This is a genomic window from Pantoea sp. 9140, assembly GCF_000745295.1.
GTDB lineage: Bacteria > Pseudomonadota > Gammaproteobacteria > Enterobacterales > Enterobacteriaceae > Pantoea > Pantoea vagans.
Genome location: NZ_JQNO01000001.1, coordinates 3,400,266 through 3,418,466 on the forward strand (window position 1 = coordinate 3,400,266; position 18,201 = coordinate 3,418,466).

13 protein-coding genes, 3 tRNA genes and 4 rRNA genes are annotated in these 18,201 nt (G+C 53.4%); 13 read left to right on the forward strand and 7 right to left on the reverse strand.

From position 1 onward, the window contains the following. The first annotated feature begins 2 nt into the window (after positions 1-2). The 13 genes from msrQ (at position 3) to FA92_RS15770 (ending at position 12,142) form a co-directional block, all read left to right on the forward strand. On the forward strand, positions 3-605 hold the full coding sequence (msrQ, locus tag FA92_RS15710) for a protein-methionine-sulfoxide reductase heme-binding subunit MsrQ (protein WP_033784679.1): 603 nt from the start codon (positions 3-5) through the stop codon (positions 603-605). A 232-nt stretch (positions 606-837) separates the two neighbouring features. Continuing rightward, positions 838-1,290 (forward strand): type II 3-dehydroquinate dehydratase, encoded by a 453-nt coding sequence (gene aroQ / locus FA92_RS15715; RefSeq protein WP_033784680.1) that lies wholly within the window; start codon positions 838-840, stop codon positions 1,288-1,290. Positions 1,291-1,315: 25 nt separating this feature from the next. Continuing rightward, positions 1,316-1,777, forward strand: a complete 462-nt coding sequence (gene accB / locus FA92_RS15720; RefSeq protein WP_013359212.1) for an acetyl-CoA carboxylase biotin carboxyl carrier protein — start codon at positions 1,316-1,318, stop codon at positions 1,775-1,777. An 11-nt stretch (positions 1,778-1,788) separates the two neighbouring features. After that, positions 1,789-3,138 carry an acetyl-CoA carboxylase biotin carboxylase subunit gene (gene accC / locus FA92_RS15725; RefSeq protein ID WP_033734071.1) on the forward strand — a complete coding sequence of 450 codons (1,350 nt, stop codon included), beginning with the start codon at positions 1,789-1,791 and terminating at the stop codon, positions 3,136-3,138. Positions 3,139-3,210: 72 nt separating this feature from the next. Beyond that, positions 3,211-3,453, forward strand: a complete 243-nt coding sequence (locus FA92_RS15730) for a YhdT family protein (protein WP_033784124.1) — start codon at positions 3,211-3,213, stop codon at positions 3,451-3,453. Next, positions 3,443-4,888, forward strand: coding sequence for a sodium/pantothenate symporter (gene panF / locus FA92_RS15735; protein WP_013359215.1), 1,446 nt, complete (start codon positions 3,443-3,445; stop codon positions 4,886-4,888). The genes FA92_RS15730 and panF overlap by 11 nt, the downstream gene beginning before the upstream one ends. Before the next feature lie 16 nt (positions 4,889-4,904). Then, the gene (gene prmA / locus FA92_RS15740) at positions 4,905-5,786 is read left to right on the forward strand and encodes a 50S ribosomal protein L11 methyltransferase (RefSeq protein WP_033784125.1); all 882 of its coding nucleotides are present in this window, start codon (positions 4,905-4,907) and stop codon (positions 5,784-5,786) included. Positions 5,787-6,153: 367 nt separating this feature from the next. After that, a complete protein-coding gene (gene dusB / locus FA92_RS15745; RefSeq protein ID WP_013359217.1) occupies positions 6,154-7,119 on the forward strand; it encodes a tRNA dihydrouridine synthase DusB in 966 nt (321 codons plus the stop codon). 23 nt (positions 7,120-7,142) lie between these two features. Continuing rightward, positions 7,143-7,439 (forward strand): DNA-binding transcriptional regulator Fis, encoded by a 297-nt coding sequence (gene fis, locus FA92_RS15750; protein WP_003855228.1) that lies wholly within the window; start codon positions 7,143-7,145, stop codon positions 7,437-7,439. Positions 7,440-7,983: 544 nt separating this feature from the next. Further along, on the forward strand, positions 7,984-9,009 hold the full coding sequence (locus FA92_RS15755) for an amino acid ABC transporter substrate-binding protein (RefSeq protein WP_033784126.1): 1,026 nt from the start codon (positions 7,984-7,986) through the stop codon (positions 9,007-9,009). Between the two features lie 68 nt (positions 9,010-9,077). After that, positions 9,078-10,256, forward strand: a complete 1,179-nt coding sequence (locus tag FA92_RS15760) for an amino acid ABC transporter permease (protein WP_033784127.1) — start codon at positions 9,078-9,080, stop codon at positions 10,254-10,256. A 15-nt stretch (positions 10,257-10,271) separates the two neighbouring features. Further along, entirely contained in the window at positions 10,272-11,372 is a 1,101-nt protein-coding gene (locus FA92_RS15765) for an amino acid ABC transporter permease (RefSeq protein WP_013359220.1), read from the forward strand. Between the two features lie 8 nt (positions 11,373-11,380). After that, positions 11,381-12,142, forward strand: a complete 762-nt coding sequence (locus tag FA92_RS15770; RefSeq protein ID WP_013359221.1) for an amino acid ABC transporter ATP-binding protein — start codon at positions 11,381-11,383, stop codon at positions 12,140-12,142. Positions 12,143-12,344: 202 nt separating this feature from the next. Here FA92_RS15770 and rrf (FA92_RS15775) read toward each other — a convergent pair. From rrf (FA92_RS15775) to FA92_RS15805, 7 genes are all read right to left on the reverse strand, one after another. Further along, positions 12,345-12,460, reverse strand: a 5S ribosomal RNA gene (rrf, locus tag FA92_RS15775). Positions 12,461-12,494: 34 nt separating this feature from the next. Beyond that, positions 12,495-12,570 (reverse strand) — tRNA-Thr (locus FA92_RS15780). 14 nt (positions 12,571-12,584) lie between these two features. Then, a 5S ribosomal RNA gene (rrf, locus tag FA92_RS15785) occupies positions 12,585-12,700 on the reverse strand. Between the two features lie 90 nt (positions 12,701-12,790). After that, positions 12,791-15,699: ribosomal RNA gene (locus FA92_RS15790) — 23S ribosomal RNA — on the reverse strand. A 207-nt stretch (positions 15,700-15,906) separates the two neighbouring features. Then, a tRNA-Ala gene (locus tag FA92_RS15795) sits at positions 15,907-15,982 on the reverse strand. A gap of 141 nt (positions 15,983-16,123) precedes the next feature. Beyond that, positions 16,124-16,200, reverse strand: a tRNA-Ile gene (locus FA92_RS15800). A 74-nt stretch (positions 16,201-16,274) separates the two neighbouring features. Next, positions 16,275-17,814, reverse strand: a 16S ribosomal RNA gene (locus FA92_RS15805). Together the 16S, 23S and 5S rRNA genes with 3 tRNA genes alongside form the textbook arrangement of a ribosomal RNA operon. Between the last annotated feature and the right edge of the window lie 387 nt (positions 17,815-18,201).

Sequence of the window (18,201 nt, forward strand, 5' to 3'; positions counted from 1 at the left end):
TGGTGCGCCTGTCGATAAAACAGATCATGTGGCTCAAGGTGATTCTGCACCTGGCAGCCCTGTTGCCGCTGGTCTATCTGGTGCTTGCCGCGATGCAGGGTGGTCTGAGTGCGGACCCGGCAAAAGATATTCAGCATTTTACCGGCCGCATGGCGCTGAAGCTGCTGCTGGGTACGCTGCTGGTTTCACCACTGGCACGCTACGGCAGGCAGCCGTTATTAATCCGCACCCGGCGCCTGCTCGGCGTCTGGACGTTTGTCTGGGCCTCTCTCCACCTGCTGAGCTACTACCTGCTGGAATTGGGCGTGGATAATCTGCGTCTGCTGGGCAGCGAACTCATCTCCCGGCCCTATCTGACACTGGGAATTATCAGTTGGCTGATATTACTGGCTCTGGCGGTAACGTCGTTTCAGCGCGCTCAGCGCAGGCTTGGTAAACGCTGGCAAACCCTGCACAACGCGGTCTATCTTGTGGCGATTCTGGTACCGATTCACTATATCTGGTCGGTAAAAACCGTGTCCCCGCAGCCACTTATCTATGCCCTCCTTGCTGCATTGCTGTTAGCCTGGCGTTACAAAAAATTTCTCAAATGGTGGCCCCGCTAGCACTTCACCCGTTGTTTTCCTCTGCTGTTTTCTGATAAAAGATGTGGCCCGCAGGCCACATCCGATCATCTTCGCAGATAAGACCAGTATTTTGCTGCGAAATGACACGAAACGGATATAATGCCCGGCTTTATTGCTCGTCGGGTCTTCTTTTTCAGCCTGAAAGGTGACAAATGAAGATTCGCAAGGTATTTTACGCGATGCCTCAATGATTGCGGGAGATGGCAGCACGATGGCGCATAAATTACATATTCTGCTTTTAAACGGGCCCAACCTGAATCTGTTGGGAACACGTGAACCTGAGAAGTATGGTCATTCCACGCTGAGCCAGATCGTTGATGATTTGACGCGTCGGGCAGACCAGTTGAATGTGGAATTGAGCCACCTGCAAACCAATGCTGAATTTCAGCTGATTGATCGCATTCATGAGGCCAAAGGCAATGTGGATTACATCATCATTAATCCTGCCGCGTTTACCCATACCAGTGTCGCACTGCGTGATGCCCTGCTGGCGGTAGAAATACCGTTTATCGAGGTTCATCTCTCAAATGTGCATGCCCGCGAGCCCTTCCGTCATCACTCCTATCTTTCTGATGTTTCTGCTGGCGTGATCTGTGGGCTTGGCGCTGACGGCTACACATGGGCTTTACAAACGGCAGTAAAACGCCTGTCTCAAACTAATTAATCAAACTGAGTACGGAACCCCACTCATGGATATTCGTAAAATTAAAAAACTGATCGAACTGGTTGAAGAGTCTGGCATTTCTGAGCTGGAAATCTCTGAAGGTGAAGAGTCCGTTCGCATCAGTCGTGCACCTGCAAACGTGGGTTACCCGATGATGCAGCAGGCTTACGCTGCGCCGGTTCAACAGCCTGCTCTGGCGACAGCCGTTGCCCCTGTTGCAGCCGTTGCCGAAGCGGCACCGGCTGAAATCAGCGGTCACATCGTGCGTTCACCAATGGTAGGTACCTTCTACCGTACGCCGAGCCCGGATGCGAAAGCCTTTGTGGAAGTTGGCCAGAAAGTGAATGCCGGCGATACCCTGTGCATCGTCGAAGCTATGAAAATGATGAACCAGATCGAAGCTGACAAATCAGGTGTGGTGAAAGCTATCCTGGTTGAAAGCGGTCAGCCGGTCGAATTTGACGAGCCACTGGTTATCATCGAGTAACGGGGCAGATCATGCTGGATAAAATTGTTATTGCTAACCGTGGTGAGATCGCACTGCGCATTCTGCGTGCCTGTAAAGAACTGGGCATCAAGACTGTTGCGGTACACTCAAGCGCGGATCGTGACCTGAAGCACGTGCTGCTGGCAGACGAAACCGTCTGCATCGGCCCGGCGCAGTCAGTCAAAAGTTACCTCAACATCCCGGCGCTGATCTCTGCAGCAGAGATCACCGGCGCGGTGGCGATTCACCCTGGCTACGGCTTCCTCTCTGAGAATGCGGATTTTGCTGAGCAGGTTGAGCGCTCCGGCTTTATCTTTATCGGCCCGAAAGCAGATACCATTCGCCTGATGGGTGACAAAGTTTCTGCAATCAATGCGATGAAGAAAGCAGGCGTCCCGACCGTACCCGGTTCTGACGGTTCGCTGACGGATGATATGGAAAAAAACCGTGCCTTTGCCAGGCGCATCGGTTATCCGGTCATCATCAAAGCGTCTGGCGGCGGCGGCGGTCGTGGTATGCGCGTAGTGCGCGGCGACAAAGATCTGGAAGAATCCATCAACATGACGAAAGCGGAAGCCAAAGCGGCTTTCAACAACGACATGGTCTACATGGAGAAGTATCTGGAGAATCCGCGCCACATCGAGATTCAGGTACTGGCTGACGGTCAGGGCAACGCGATCTATCTGGGCGAACGTGACTGCTCCATGCAGCGTCGTCACCAGAAAGTTGTCGAAGAAGCGCCAGGCCCAGGCATCACAGAAGAACAGCGTCGCTTTATCGGCAACCGCTGTTCCCAAGCCTGTATTGAGATTGGCTATCGCGGCGCAGGTACCTTTGAGTTCCTGTACGAAAACGGTGAGTTCTACTTCATTGAGATGAACACCCGTATTCAGGTAGAACATCCGGTAACCGAGATGATCACCGGTGTGGACCTGATCAAAGAGCAGCTGCGTATTGCTGCCGGTCAGCCACTGTCAATTAAACAGGAAGATGTGATCATTCGCGGACATGCGGTCGAGTGCCGTATCAACGCTGAAGATCCAGTCACCTTCCTGCCAAGCCCGGGTAAAATCACCCGCTTCCACGCGCCAGGCGGTTTTGGCGTGCGCTGGGAGTCGCATATTTACTCAGGCTACACCGTACCGCCTTATTACGACTCCATGATCGGCAAGCTGATCACCTATGGCGAAACGCGTGACGTGGCTATCGCTCGCATGAAAAATGCGCTGGCGGAACTGATCATCGACGGTATCAAAACCAACGTTGAACTGCAGATGAAAATCATGTCCGACGAAAACTTCCAGCACGGTGGAACCAATATCCACTATCTGGAGAAAAAACTCGGCTTGCACGAGAAATAATCGCAACGCTGAGTCAGTCTGAGGCCGGTTAATCCGGCCTTTTTCTTTTGCCGCTGGCGTTAAGGTTGAATCATGGATGCTCGTTTTATACAGGCACATAAAGAGGCGCGCTGGTCGCTTTACCTCACACTGCTCTGGCTCGCTGCCTGGGGGCTCTCTGCCTGGCTGGGTGGCAGTGAAATCGGTGTTACCGGCCTGCCGCGCTGGTTTGAACTCTCCTGCCTGTTTGCTCCCCTGTTGTTCATTTTTCTGTGCTGGATGATGGTGCGGGTGATTTTCCGCGACATGCCGCTGGAGGATCAAAGTGAACAGTGAAATTATCCTGCCATTACTGATTTATCTGGTGCTGATTGCCGCGCTGTCGGTATTTGCCGTCCGTAAAAAGCGTGAAGGCAGCTTCCTGACTGAATATTTCCTTGGCAGCCGCTCAATGGGCGGATTCGTACTGGCGATGACGCTCACTACCACCTATATCAGCGCCAGCTCATTTATCGGGGGTCCCGGTGCCGCCTACAAATATGGGCTGGGCTGGGTATTACTGGCGATGGTGCAGGTTCCCGCCGTCTGGCTGTCGCTGGGTGTACTGGGGAAAAAGTTTGCCATTCTGGCACGCAAGCATAATGCGGTAACGCTGAATGATATGCTCTATGCCCGCTATCAGAGCCCGCTGCTGATCTGGCTGGCGAGTCTGAGTCTGCTGATTGCCTTTATCGGTGCCATGACGGTGCAGTTTATCGGTGGTGCACGGCTGCTCGAAACCGCCGCTGGCATCCCGTATGACACCGGCCTGCTGATTTTTGGTGGCACCATCGCGCTCTATACCGCTTTCGGTGGATTCCGTGCCAGCGTACTCAATGATGCCATGCAGGGCATTGTAATGCTGATTGGCACTTTTCTGTTGCTGTTCGCAGTGATTCATCAGGCAGGTGGCCTGAGCACGGCGGTGCAGAAACTGCATGACATCGATCCGGCTCTGCTTTCACCACAGGGGCCGGGCGAGATTATTACGCCAACCTTCCTCAGTTCGTTCGTTGTGCTGGTCTGCTTTGGGGTGATTGGCCTGCCGCATACGGCGGTGCGCTGTATCTCTTATAAAGACAGTAAGGCCGTCCATCGGGCCATTATTCTGGGCACTATTGTCGTGGTGGTGTTGATGCTGGGCATGCATCTGGCCGGTGCGCTGGGCCGCGCGGTACTGCCGAATCTGACCGTGCCGGATAGCGTCATTCCGACGCTGATGATCACTGTTCTGCCACCGTTAGCGGCCGGACTGTTTCTGGCAGCCCCGATGGCCGCAATTATGTCGACAATCAATGCCCAGCTGTTACAGGCTTCAGCCACGCTGATTAAAGATCTCTACCTGCGTGTCGCCCCGCAGCAGCTGGAAAATGAGTCACGGCTGCGGCTGTTATCTGGCACCATTACCTTCGCACTGGGTATCCTGCTGCTGATTGCGGCATGGAATCCGCCCGATATGATTATCTGGCTCAACCTGCTGGCATTTGGCGGCCTGGAGGCGGTTTTCCTCTGGCCGCTGGTTCTGGGCCTCTACTGGGAACGTGCCAATGCCGCAGGCGCCATCACCGGCATGGTAACAGGTGGAGGCTGCTACGCTTTTATGGCGAGCCTTAACCTGCAGATTCTGGGTTTTCACCCTATCGTGCCCTCCCTGCTTTTAAGCCTACTGGCATTTCTGGTGGGCAACCTGTTTGGACGCGCGCCGCACGTGGCCGACGCGCCGCAACATTGACGGAAAGAGAGACGTTATGCCGTGGATTCAAATCAAAATTAACAGCTCAGGTGAACATGCGGAAACGCTGAGCGATGCGCTGATGGAGATCGGTGCGGTTTCAGTCACCTTTCAGGATACCAACGACACGCCAGTGTATGAGCCGCTGCCAGGCGAAACGCGCCTGTGGGGCGACACCGACGTTATCGGCCTGTTCGATGCAGAAACAGATATGGCCCTGATTACTGCCGAACTGGCGCAGCATCCGCTGCTGGGTGACGGTTTTCGTCACCGGATCGAACAGATCGAAGATAAAGACTGGGAGCGCGAATGGATGGAAAACTTCCACCCGATGCGCTTCGGCGAGCGTCTCTGGATCTGTCCGAGCTGGCGTGATGTGCCGGATCCTGATGCCGTCAACGTCATGCTCGATCCCGGTCTGGCCTTTGGCACCGGTACGCATCCCACCACCTCGCTCTGTCTGACGTGGCTTGATGGGCTGGATCTGGAAGGCAAAACGGTGATCGATTTCGGCTGTGGATCCGGGATCCTGGCGATCGCCGCCCTGAAGCTGGGCGCGGCTCAGGCGATCGGCATTGATATCGATCCGCAGGCTATTCAGGCCAGCCGGGATAATGCTGAACGCAACGGTGTCTCCGATCGCCTGTCGCTCTATCTGCCCCACCAGCAACCTGACAATCTGCAGGCTGATGTGGTGGTAGCCAATATCCTGGCAGGCCCGCTGCGTGAACTGGCACCGTTGATCGGGGTACTGCCGAAGTCTGGCGGTCACCTGGGTCTTTCGGGCGTGTTAGAGAGCCAGGCGGAGAGCGTCTGTGAGGCCTATGCCAGCGAGTTCACACTCGACCCGGTTGCGGTCAAAGAGGAGTGGTGCCGGATTACCGGGATTAAATCCTGATTTTAACGTTAGTTCGTTTGCGCTGATATCGCCGTCGCCGTAACAAAGCGGCTTAACAGAATATTCAGCCAGCCCGTAGCGTAAGTTGCGGGCTTTCCCGATTTCAAATGGATGCTTGTATCGTTAATCACGGCATGTGACGTTTTTTATCTGGCGAATTGACGTACTTTTCTGGAATAACTTTTGCTCACAATTTCAGCATAAATAGCTAAATCATTGTTATTTAACATTATTAATGAATAACACCGATCATCATCCGGATTTCATTGATCTTTCTTGCTGATTGTTCAAAGTTTGGCCTTTCATCTTCCTGCAAAAATGCGTAATATACGCCGCCTTGCAGACACAGTATGGCCATTCTGACTTCATGCGTATTGGAAACCTCCAGCTGAGAAATCGACTGATTGCAGCACCGATGGCCGGTATTACCGACAGGCCGTTCAGGACGCTGTGTCACGAAATGGGTGCAGGCATGGCAGTTTCTGAGATGCTGTCTTCTAACCCGGAAGTCTGGGCTAGCGACAAATCTCGATTACGTATGGTTCACAGTGATGAGCCAGGCATTCGCGCCGTGCAAATTGCCGGTTGCGATCCCAGTGAAATGGCGCAAGCTGCACGCATTAATGTTGAGGCTGGTGCACAGGTCATCGACATTAATATGGGATGCCCTGCCAAGAAGGTTAACCGCAAAATGGCGGGTTCAGCCTTGCTGCAATATCCCGCCGTGGTGGAGTCTATTCTCTCCGCAGTGGTTAATGCAGTGAATGTGCCGGTTACGCTGAAAATTCGTACTGGCTGGGATCCTGAAAACAGGAACTGTGTCGCGATTGCCCAATTGGCTGAACGCTGCGGTATACAGGCTCTGACGATACATGGTCGCACTCGTGCCTGCCTGTTCAACGGAGAAGCTGAATATGACAGCATTCGGACAGTTAAGCAGAGTGTCTCCATTCCGATTATCGCGAATGGAGACATAACTGACCCGCATAAAGCCAGAGCGGTGCTCGACTATACAGGGGCCGATGCTCTGATGATAGGACGCGCTGCTCAGGGAAGACCGTGGATCTTCCGGGAAATCCAGCATTATCTGGACACTGGGGAGTTGCTTGCCCCGCTGCCGATGGCAGAGGTCAAGCGCTTGCTTGTTTCGCATATACGTGAGCTGCACGACTTTTACGGTTCAGGCAAGGGATACCGTATAGCGCGAAAGCACGTCTCCTGGTACCTGCAGGAGCACGCCCCGAATGACCAGTTTCGGCGCACATTCAACGCCATAGAGGATGCCAGCGAACAGCTGGAGGCGTTGGAGGCATACTTCGAAAATCTTGCGTAACGAAATAAAGAGCTGAAAGAACTATGTTCGAACAACGCGTAAATTCTGACGTACTGACCGTTTCTACCGTTAACTCACAGGATCAGGTAACTCAAAAACCTTTGCGTGATTCGGTTAAACAGGCACTGAAGAACTATTTTGCTCAACTGAATGGTCAGGATGTGAGCGACCTGTATGAGCTGGTTTTGGCTGAAGTCGAGCAGCCTCTGTTGGACATGGTGATGCAGTACACCCGTGGCAACCAGACCCGTGCTGCCCTGATGATGGGTATCAACCGCGGTACGCTGCGTAAGAAATTGAAAAAATACGGCATGAACTGATTTTTAGTTCTGTCTGTTAATCACGCCAGCCTTCGGGCTGGCGTTTTTATTTGTGCGTCATCGCACAAAGTAACGGCAGGGAGAGTGAAACAGTTGCCTGTCGTATGGTAACTATAGTTGCAATCGCTGGCGTGATATTTCATCCCCTCGCTTTCGTCCGATCTGATTTGATTTAAGTAATGTCCTGCCTCCAGCTTTTCTGCCTATGCCCGTCACTACTAGGCATGTGACGTCCTGCGCATAAAAAAGCAACGTCTTCTCTTCATACATTTCTGCCTGAGCGAGCGCTCACACTGCTCTCATATAGTGAAACTATTTGCACTAAATGTGATCGGGTCGACTCGCATTGCTTCCTTTTGGTGCGCCATATTAGCGAAACTTTCCAGGTGCTTCTGATTATTAACCGTTCTTTCATACGAATTCAGGATTCTGCAAACCTGGCATCAGCTTTGCAGAGTCGTGGATGGCTGACCGCCACAGACAGGAAAAACGCACACCAAAGTGCGCAAACATAACAACATGATCCCGCCACACAGGATGCTTTATGAAAAAGATGATGCTCTCTACGCTGATCGCTGCCGCCTCGCTGGTTGCCATTACTCAGCAGGCACACGCAGGCACCACACTGGATGCGATAAAGAAAAAAGGTTTTGTTCAATGTGGAATCAGTGACGGCCTGCCGGGCTTCTCCTATGCAGATGCTGGTGGCAAGTTTACCGGTATCGATGTGGATGTGTGTCGTGCTGCCGCCGCCGCGGTATTCGGCGATGCGACCAAAGTGAAATATACCCCGCTGACCGCAAAAGAGCGTTTTACCGCGCTGCAGTCAGGTGAAGTGGATGTACTTTCACGTAACACCACCTGGACCTCATCGCGTGATGGCGGCATGGGCTTCCTGTTTGCGGGCGTGAACTATTACGACGGCATCGGCTTCCTGACTCACCAGAAAGCCGGTCTGAAAAGTGCGAAAGAGCTGGATGGTGCCACCGTCTGCATTCAGGCGGGAACAGACACCGAGCTGAACGTGGCAGACTTCTTCAAAGCCAACAAAATGCAATATACGCCGGTGACTTTCGACCGCTCTGACGAGTCAGCTAAGGCGCTGGACAGCGGTCGCTGCGATACGCTGGCGTCTGATCAGTCTCAGCTTTATGCCCTGCGCATCAAGCTCGGCAAACCCGATGAATTTATCGTCCTGCCAGAAGTGATCTCCAAAGAGCCGCTGGGACCCCTGGTGCGTCGTGGTGATGATGACTGGTTCACCATCGTCAAATGGTCGCTCTATGCCATGCTGAATGCCGAAGAGATGGGCATCAACTCGAAGAATGTTGATCAGATGACAGCTAAGCCGACCACGCCAGATATGGCGCATCTGCTGGGTGCTGAGGGTGACTTTGGTAAAGATCTGAAGCTGGATAACAAGTGGGCCTATAACATCATCAAACAGGTCGGCAACTATCAGGAAAGCTTTGACCGTAACGTCGGTAAAGACAGCGCACTGAAGATCGCGCGCGGTCAGAATGCGTTGTGGAACCAGGGCGGGATTCAGTACGCACCACCGGTACGTTAACAGACCTCACCAATCGGGCACCGTATTCTGCGGTGCCCTACCCCAGCTTTCGTTACTGAGGTTTCAACATGTCACAACGCCCAACCGTGAAAAGGGATTTTTCATTTGGTAATCCCACGGTTCGCGCCTGGATTTATCAGTTCATCGCCGTCGTCGCGGTGCTTGGTGTGGTGGGTTATCTGGTGCATAACACCATTATCAACCTTGCCAATCGCGGCATTACATCAGGGTTTGGATTTCTTGAGCGCACTGCCGGTTTCGGCATCGTTCAGCATCTGATTGAGTACACAGAGGGAGATACATACGCGCGCGTGTTTCTGGTCGGATTAACCAACACGCTGCTGGTCTCTGCACTCTGTATTGTTTTCGCGTCGATTCTCGGATTCGCGGTCGGTCTTGCCCGCCTTTCTGATAACTGGCTGCTGCGGAAGCTCTCGAATATCTATATCGAAACCTTCCGTAATATCCCGCCTCTGCTGCAAATCTTCTTCTGGTACTTCGCGGTATTACGCAATCTGCCAGGCCCGCGTCAGGCGCTGAATGCGTTTGATCTGGCCTATGTCAGCAATCGCGGACTCTACGTCCCGTGGCCGACCTATGCACCAGGCAGCTGGCCGTTTGTTATCGCACTGCTGCTGGCCGTGGCTGTCAGCTATGGCCTGTACCGCTTTAACCGTCAGCATCAGCTGAAAACCGGTGAGTTACGTCGTACATGGCCCGCCGCTGTTGCAATGCTGATCCTCTTTCCTTTGCTTGCGCACCTTGGGTTTGGTGCAGCAACGCACTGGGATGTGCCGCAACTGCGCGGGTTCAATTTCCGTGGCGGCTCGGTGATGATTCCGGAGCTGGCGGCGCTGACCCTGGCACTGTCGATCTATACCTCGTCGTTTATCGCTGAAGTCATCCGCTCGGGGATTCAGTCGGTGCCGCATGGTCAGCACGAAGCTGCACGCTCGCTGGGTCTGCCGAATCCGGTGACGCTGCGTCAGGTGATTATTCCGCAGGCCATGCGCGTCATTATCCCGCCGCTGACCAGCCAGTATCTGAACATTGTGAAGAACTCCTCACTGGCAGCTGCTATCGGATATCCCGATATGGTGTCGCTGTTCGCGGGATCGGTGCTGAATCAGACCGGTCAGGCCATCGAGACGATTGCTATCACAATGGGCGTTTACCTGATTATCAGTCTGCTGATATCGCTGCTTATGAACTTCTACAACCGCAAAATTGCGCTGGTTGAGCGTTAAGAGAACGGGATAACTATGTCTGTCACTACGCATGAAACGCCCCCCGTGCCGACGACGCCTGTCAGTCGCGCCTGGCTTTGGGCTCGTAAAAACCTGTTTTCCAGCTGGTTTAACACGTTACTGACGCTGTTTTGCATCTGGGTTATCTGGCACGTCATTCCGCCTGCGCTGAACTGGCTGGTCTTTCAGGCAAACTGGATTGGCACTACGCGCGCCGATTGCACCAAAGAAGGTGCCTGTTGGGTCTTTATCCATGCGCGTTTCGGTCAGTTCATGTATGGGCTTTATCCACATGAGCTGCGCTGGCGTATTAACCTGGCGCTGGTGATTGGTCTGCTGTCGATTGTGCCGATGTTTCTCAAAAGCCTGCCCTATCGTGGACGCTACATTGCGGCCTGGGCCGTCATCTATCCGGTGATTGTCTGGTTCCTGCTGTATGGCGGCTATCTGGGACTGGAACGTGTGGAAACACGTCAGTGGGGCGGGTTAACGCTGACGCTGATTATCGCGTCGGTCGGTATTGCCGGTGCATTGCCGCTGGGCATCCTGCTGGCGCTTGGCCGTCGCTCACGGATGCCGGTGGTCCGCACGCTGTCGATTATCTTTATTGAGTTCTGGCGTGGCGTGCCCCTGATTACCGTACTGTTTATGTCATCGGTGATGCTGCCGCTGTTTATGTCTGAAGGCACCACCATTGATAAGCTGGTGCGTGCCCTGGTCGGTGTAATCCTGTTCCAGTCCGCCTATGTGGCGGAGGTGGTGCGCGGTGGCCTGCAGGCATTGCCGAAAGGTCAGTATGAGGCTGCAGAATCGCTGGCGCTGGGCTACTGGAAAACGCAGATGCTGGTCATTCTTCCCCAGGCACTGAAGCTCACCATCCCTGGCCTGGTTAACACCATCATCGCACTGTTTAAAGATACCAGCCTGGTCATCATCATTGGTCTTTTCGATCTGTTCAGCAGCGTCCAGCAGGCAACGGTCGATCCGACCTGGCTGGGCATGTCGACTGAAGGTTATGTCTTTGCTGCACTGGTCTATTGGATTTTCTGTTTTAGCATGTCGCGCTACAGCCAGTATCTGGAAAAGCGCTTTCACACCGGGCGTACATCGCACTGAGGTTTTACATGACTGACTCTATGACACACTCTTCCGACGCGTTGATGATTTCGCTTGAGAACGTGAATAAATGGTACGGGCAGTTTCACGTACTGAAAGACATCAACCTGCAGGTTAAACCCCGAGAACGCATCGTGCTGTGCGGCCCTTCCGGCTCCGGCAAATCGACCACGATCCGCTGTATCAACCATCTGGAAGAGCATCAGCAGGGGCGTATTGTTGTTGACGGTATCCACCTTAATGACGACGTGCGTAACATCGAGCGCGTACGCACAGAAGTGGGGATGGTATTCCAGCACTTCAATCTCTTCCCACATCTGACCGTATTGCAGAACTGCACGCTGGCACCTTCCTGGGTGAGAAAGATTCCAAAGAAGGAAGCGGATGAACTGGCTATGCATTATCTGCAACGCGTGCGTATTGCTGAGCATGCGCATAAGTTTCCGGGTCAGCTTTCCGGCGGACAGCAACAACGTGTCGCTATCGCCCGCTCACTCTGTATGAAACCCAAAATTATGCTATTTGATGAGCCAACGTCAGCGCTGGATCCTGAGATGGTTAAAGAGGTGCTGGATACGATGATTGGTCTGGCTGAGGATGGGATGACCATGCTGTGTGTCACCCACGAAATGGGCTTTGCCCGAACGGTGGCTGACCGGGTGATCTTCATGGATCGAGGTGAGATCGTTGAAGTTGCGCCACCGCAAGAGTTCTTTGCGAATCCTCAATCGGAGCGTACCCGGGCGTTTTTATCGCAGGTTATTCACTGATTACCGACTCCGTTCATCTTACTACCCGGCCTGGTGCCGGGTTTTTTATGGCCTGACCAGCAGGTGCATTGAGCTGACTAACTGGATGCGATGATAAAGGTAAGGGACAGAAGGCTGATAAGAGGAGGTTTTATTGCAGATTATCGGCTTGCCACAACGAAAAAAGCCCTTCGCATATGCGAAGGGCTCTCTCTTATTTGATGCCTGGCAGTTCCCTACTCTCGCATGGGGAGACCCCACACTACCATCGGCGCTACGGCGTTTCACTTCTGAGTTCGGCATGGGGTCAGGTGGGACCACCGCGCTACAGCCGCCAGGCAAATTCTTTTATTTACCGAACTCGTGTCTTAACTGGTGCTGATACCCAGAGTCGAACTGGGGACCTCACCCTTACCAAGGGTGCGCTCTACCAACTGAGCCATATCAGCACACTAAATTTGATGCCTGGCAGTTCCCTACTCTCGCATGGGGAGGCCCCACACTACCATCGGCGCTACGGCGTTTCACTTCTGAGTTCGGCATGGGGTCAGGTGGGACCACCGCGCTAAAGCCGCCAGGCAAATTCTGTCTCCGCGCCGCCACAGGGGCCGCGCAGAATATCCGGTACAAGGCTGAAAATCTGTCTCTCAAAAACGCCTCTGGCGTTGTAAGGTTAAGCCTCACGGGTCATTAGTACCGGTTAGCTCAACGCATCGCTGCGCTTACACACCCGGCCTATCAACGTCGTAGTCTTCAACGTCCCTTCAGGACCCTCAAGGGGTCAGGGAGAACTCATCTCGGGGCAAGTTTCGTGCTTAGATGCTTTCAGCACTTATCTTTTCCGCACTTAGCTACCGGGCAATGCCATTGGCATGACAACCCGAACACCAGTGGTGCGTTCACTCCGGTCCTCTCGTACTAGGAGCAACCCCCCTCAATTCTCCAGCGCCCACGGCAGATAGGGACCGAACTGTCTCACGACGTTCTAAACCCAGCTCGCGTACCACTTTAAACGGCGAACAGCCGTACCCTTGGGACCTACTTCAGCCCCAGGATGTGATGAGCCGACATCGAGGTGCCAAACACCGCCGTCGATATGAACTCTTGGGCGGTATCAGCCTGTTATCCCCGGAGTACCTTTTATCCGTTGAGCGATGGCCCTTCCATTCAGAACCACCGGATCACTATGACCTGCTTTCGCACCTGCTCGAGCCGTCACTCTCGCAGTCAAGCCAGCTTATGCCATTGCACTAACCTCACGATGTCCGACCGTGATTAGCTGACCTTCGTGCTCCTCCGTTACTCTTTAGGAGGAGACCGCCCCAGTCAAACTACCCACCAGACACTGTCCGCAGCCCGGGTAACGGGCCTACGTTAGAACATCAAACATTAAAGGGTGGTATTTCAAGGTTGGCTCCACGCAGACTGGCGTCCGCGCTTCAAAGCCTCCCACCTATCCTACACATCAAGGCTCAATGTTCAGTGTCAAGCTGTAGTAAAGGTTCACGGGGTCTTTCCGTCTTGCCGCGGGTACACTGCATCTTCACAGCGAGTTCAATTTCACTGAGTCTCGGGTGGAGACAGCCTGGCCATCATTACGCCATTCGTGCAGGTCGGAACTTACCCGACAAGGAATTTCGCTACCTTAGGACCGTTATAGTTACGGCCGCCGTTTACCGGGGCTTCGATCAAGAGCTTCTCCTTGCGGATAACCCCATCAATTAACCTTCCGGCACCGGGCAGGCGTCACACCGTATACGTCCACTTTCGTGTTTGCACAGTGCTGTGTTTTTAATAAACAGTTGCAGCCAGCTGGTATCTTCGACTGGCTTCGGCTCGGGGAGTAAATCCCTCCACCTACGCGCCAGCGTGCCTTCTCCCGAAGTTACGGCACCATTTTGCCTAGTTCCTTCACCCGAGTTCTCTCAAGCGCCTTGGTATTCTCTACCTGACCACCTGTGTCGGTTTGGGGTACGATTCTGTGTTACCTGATGCTTAGAGGCTTTTCCTGGAAGCAGGGCATTTATCACTTCAGCACCGTAGTGCCTCGTCGTCACGCCTCAGCGTTGATAAGGGACCGGATTTACCTGGACCCTCCGCCTACACGCTTAAACCGGGACAACCGTCGCCCGGCTGATATAGCCTTCTCCGTCCCCCCTTCGCAGTAACACCGAGTACAGGAATATTAACCTGTTTCCCATCGACTACGCCTTTCGGCCTCGCCTTAGGGGTCGACTCACCCTGCTCCGATTAACGTTGAACAGGAACCCTTGGTCTTCCGGCGAGCGGGCTTTTCACCCGCTTTATCGTTACTTATGTCAGCATTCGCACTTCTGATACCTCCAGCATGCCTCACAGCACACCTTCGACGGCTTACAGAACGCTCCCCTACCCAACAACGCCTAAGCGTCGCTGCCGCAGCTTCGGTGCATGGTTTAGCCCCGTTACATCTTCCGCGCAGGCCGACTCGACCAGTGAGCTATTACGCTTTCTTTAAATGATGGCTGCTTCTAAGCCAACATCCTGGCTGTCTGTGCCTTCCCACATCGTTTCCCACTTAACCATGACTTTGGGACCTTAGCTGGCGGTCTGGGTTGTTTCCCTCTTCACGACGGACGTTAGCACCCGCCGTGTGTCTCCCGTGATAACATTCCTCGGTATTCGCAGTTTGCATCGGGTTGGTAAGCCGGGATGGCCCCCTAGCCGAAACAGTGCTCTACCCCCGAGGATGAGTTCACGAGGCGCTACCTAAATAGCTTTCGGGGAGAACCAGCTATCTCCCGGTTTGATTGGCCTTTCACCCCCAGCCACAGGTCATCCGCTAATTTTTCAACATTAGTCGGTTCGGTCCTCCAGTTAGTGTTACCCAACCTTCAACCTGCCCATGGCTAGATCACCGGGTTTCGGGTCTATACCCTGCAACTTAACGCCCAGTTAAGACTCGGTTTCCCTGCGGCTCCCCTATACGGTTAACCTTGCTACAGAATATAAGTCGCTGACCCATTATACAAAAGGTACGCAGTCACCCCCATAAAGAAGGCTCCCACTGCTTGTACGTACACGGTTTCAGGTTCTGTTTCACTCCCCTCGCCGGGGTTCTTTTCGCCTTTCCCTCACGGTACTGGTTCACTATCGGTCAGTCAGGAGTATTTAGCCTTGGAGGATGGTCCCCCCATATTCAGACAGGATACCACGTGTCCCGCCTTACTCATCGAGCTCACAGCACGTGTGCTTTTGTGTACGGGAGTATCACCCTGTACCCTGCGACTTTCCAGACGCTTCCACTAACACACATGCTGATTCAGGCTCTGGGCTGCTCCCCGTTCGCTCGCCGCTACTGGGGGAATCTCGGTTGATTTCTTTTCCTCGGGGTACTTAGATGTTTCAGTTCCCCCGGTTCGCCTTGCAGCACTATGTATTCATGCTGCAATGATGCACAGAGTGCACCGGGTTTCCCCATTCGGACATCGACGGCTGTAGCGGTTCATATCACCTTACCGTCGCTTTACGCAGATTAGCACGTCCTTCATCGCCTCTGACTGCCTGGGCATCCACCGTGTACGCTTAGTCGCTTAACCTCACAACCCACAGGCGTTTTACAACGCTGTAAGCTGCAAGCATTTGAGAGACTCGAACGCATCGTATTTTTCATTCTTATTACGGAGAATGAAAACGACACGTCGTTTCAATTTTCAGCTTGTTCCGGATTGTTAAAGAGCATAATACTTCGCAGCACACCGTTGCCGGTACGCTCTGAAGTATTCAGAAAAACAGTTAAAACGGTATGGTGGAGCTAAGCGGGATCGAACCGCTGACCTCCTGCGTGCAAGGCAGGCGCTCTCCCAGCTGAGCTATAGCCCCATACAGTTACTGCAGAGACCACTACTACCAGGAGTAACATTCTTCATGTAAAGAATGCGATTTTTTCTCAGGCAAGGCGTGTCGATGCGAAGCATAGTGAACTATGCGAGCCGTCGACACAACGCAGCATGAGGACAAATCTGGTAGGCCTGAGTGGACTTGAACCACCGACCTCACCCTTATCAGGGGTGCGCTCTAACCACCTGAGCTACAAGCCTGTAGAGGTTTTTTCTGCTCGTTACTTTTTATCAGACAATCTGTTGTGGACACTGCGCGGGAAGGTATCTTCAGGTAAGGAGGTGATCCAACCGCAGGTTCCCCTACGGTTACCTTGTTACGACTTCACCCCAGTCATGAATCACAAAGTGGTAAGCGCCCTCCCGAAGGTTAAGCTACCTACTTCTTTTGCAACCCACTCCCATGGTGTGACGGGCGGTGTGTACAAGGCCCGGGAACGTATTCACCGTGGCATTCTGATCCACGATTACTAGCGATTCCGACTTCACGGAGTCGAGTTGCAGACTCCGATCCGGACTACGACGCACTTTGTGAGGTCCGCTTGCTCTCGCGAGGTCGCTTCTCTTTGTATGCGCCATTGTAGCACGTGTGTAGCCCTACTCGTAAGGGCCATGATGACTTGACGTCATCCCCACCTTCCTCCGGTTTATCACCGGCAGTCTCCTTTGAGTTCCCGACCGAATCGCTGGCAACAAAGGATAAGGGTTGCGCTCGTTGCGGGACTTAACCCAACATTTCACAACACGAGCTGACGACAGCCATGCAGCACCTGTCTCAGAGTTCCCGAAGGCACCAAAGCATCTCTGCTAAGTTCTCTGGATGTCAAGAGTAGGTAAGGTTCTTCGCGTTGCATCGAATTAAACCACATGCTCCACCGCTTGTGCGGGCCCCCGTCAATTCATTTGAGTTTTAACCTTGCGGCCGTACTCCCCAGGCGGTCGACTTAACGCGTTAGCTCCGGAAGCCACTCCTCAAGGGAACAACCTCCAAGTCGACATCGTTTACGGCGTGGACTACCAGGGTATCTAATCCTGTTTGCTCCCCACGCTTTCGCACCTGAGCGTCAGTCTTTGTCCAGGGGGCCGCCTTCGCCACCGGTATTCCTCCAGATCTCTACGCATTTCACCGCTACACCTGGAATTCTACCCCCCTCTACAAGACTCAAGCCTGCCAGTTTCAAATGCAGTTCCCAGGTTAAGCCCGGGGATTTCACATCTGACTTAACAGACCGCCTGCGTGCGCTTTACGCCCAGTAATTCCGATTAACGCTTGCACCCTCCGTATTACCGCGGCTGCTGGCACGGAGTTAGCCGGTGCTTCTTCTGCGGGTAACGTCAATCGGTGCGGTTATTAACCGCATCGCCTTCCTCCCCGCTGAAAGTACTTTACAACCCGAAGGCCTTCTTCATACACGCGGCATGGCTGCATCAGGCTTGCGCCCATTGTGCAATATTCCCCACTGCTGCCTCCCGTAGGAGTCTGGACCGTGTCTCAGTTCCAGTGTGGCTGGTCATCCTCTCAGACCAGCTAGGGATCGTCGCCTAGGTGGGCCATTACCCCGCCTACTAGCTAATCCCATCTGGGTTCATCCGATAGTGAGAGGCCCGAAGGTCCCCCTCTTTGGTCTTGCGACGTTATGCGGTATTAGCCACCGTTTCCAGTGGTTATCCCCCTCTATCGGGCAGATCCCCAGACATTACTCACCCGTCCGCCACTCGTCACCCGAGAGCAAGCTCTCTGTGCTACCGTCCGACTTGCATGTGTTAGGCCTGCCGCCAGCGTTCAATCTGAGCCATGATCAAACTCTTCAATTTAAGTTTGATTTGCTTAAACAAGTTAAGCGGTGCTCATCTGTAAAACGTCATAATGAATTTCATTATGTGTTCACTCGTGAGGCTTTGATATTTTATTACGTCCTGAGACGCTGATATCAATCCTGCGAGTGCCCACACAGATTGTCTGATAAATTGTTAAAGAGCAGTGCGAACAGTGCGCTAGCGTCCTGTCGCGAGGTGGCGTATATTACGCTTTCCTCCTGCAGAGTCAACCTCTTTCTCAGAAGTTTTTCTCCGGCGGCGCAGTCTCCTGTGCCTCTCAGCCCGTTTCCCGTTGCCGGTGTTCCGTGTCGATGGAGGCGCATTATAGGGATCCCGTTTGAGAGCACAACCCTTTTTTAGGATCTTTTATCTGAACGGTTATAA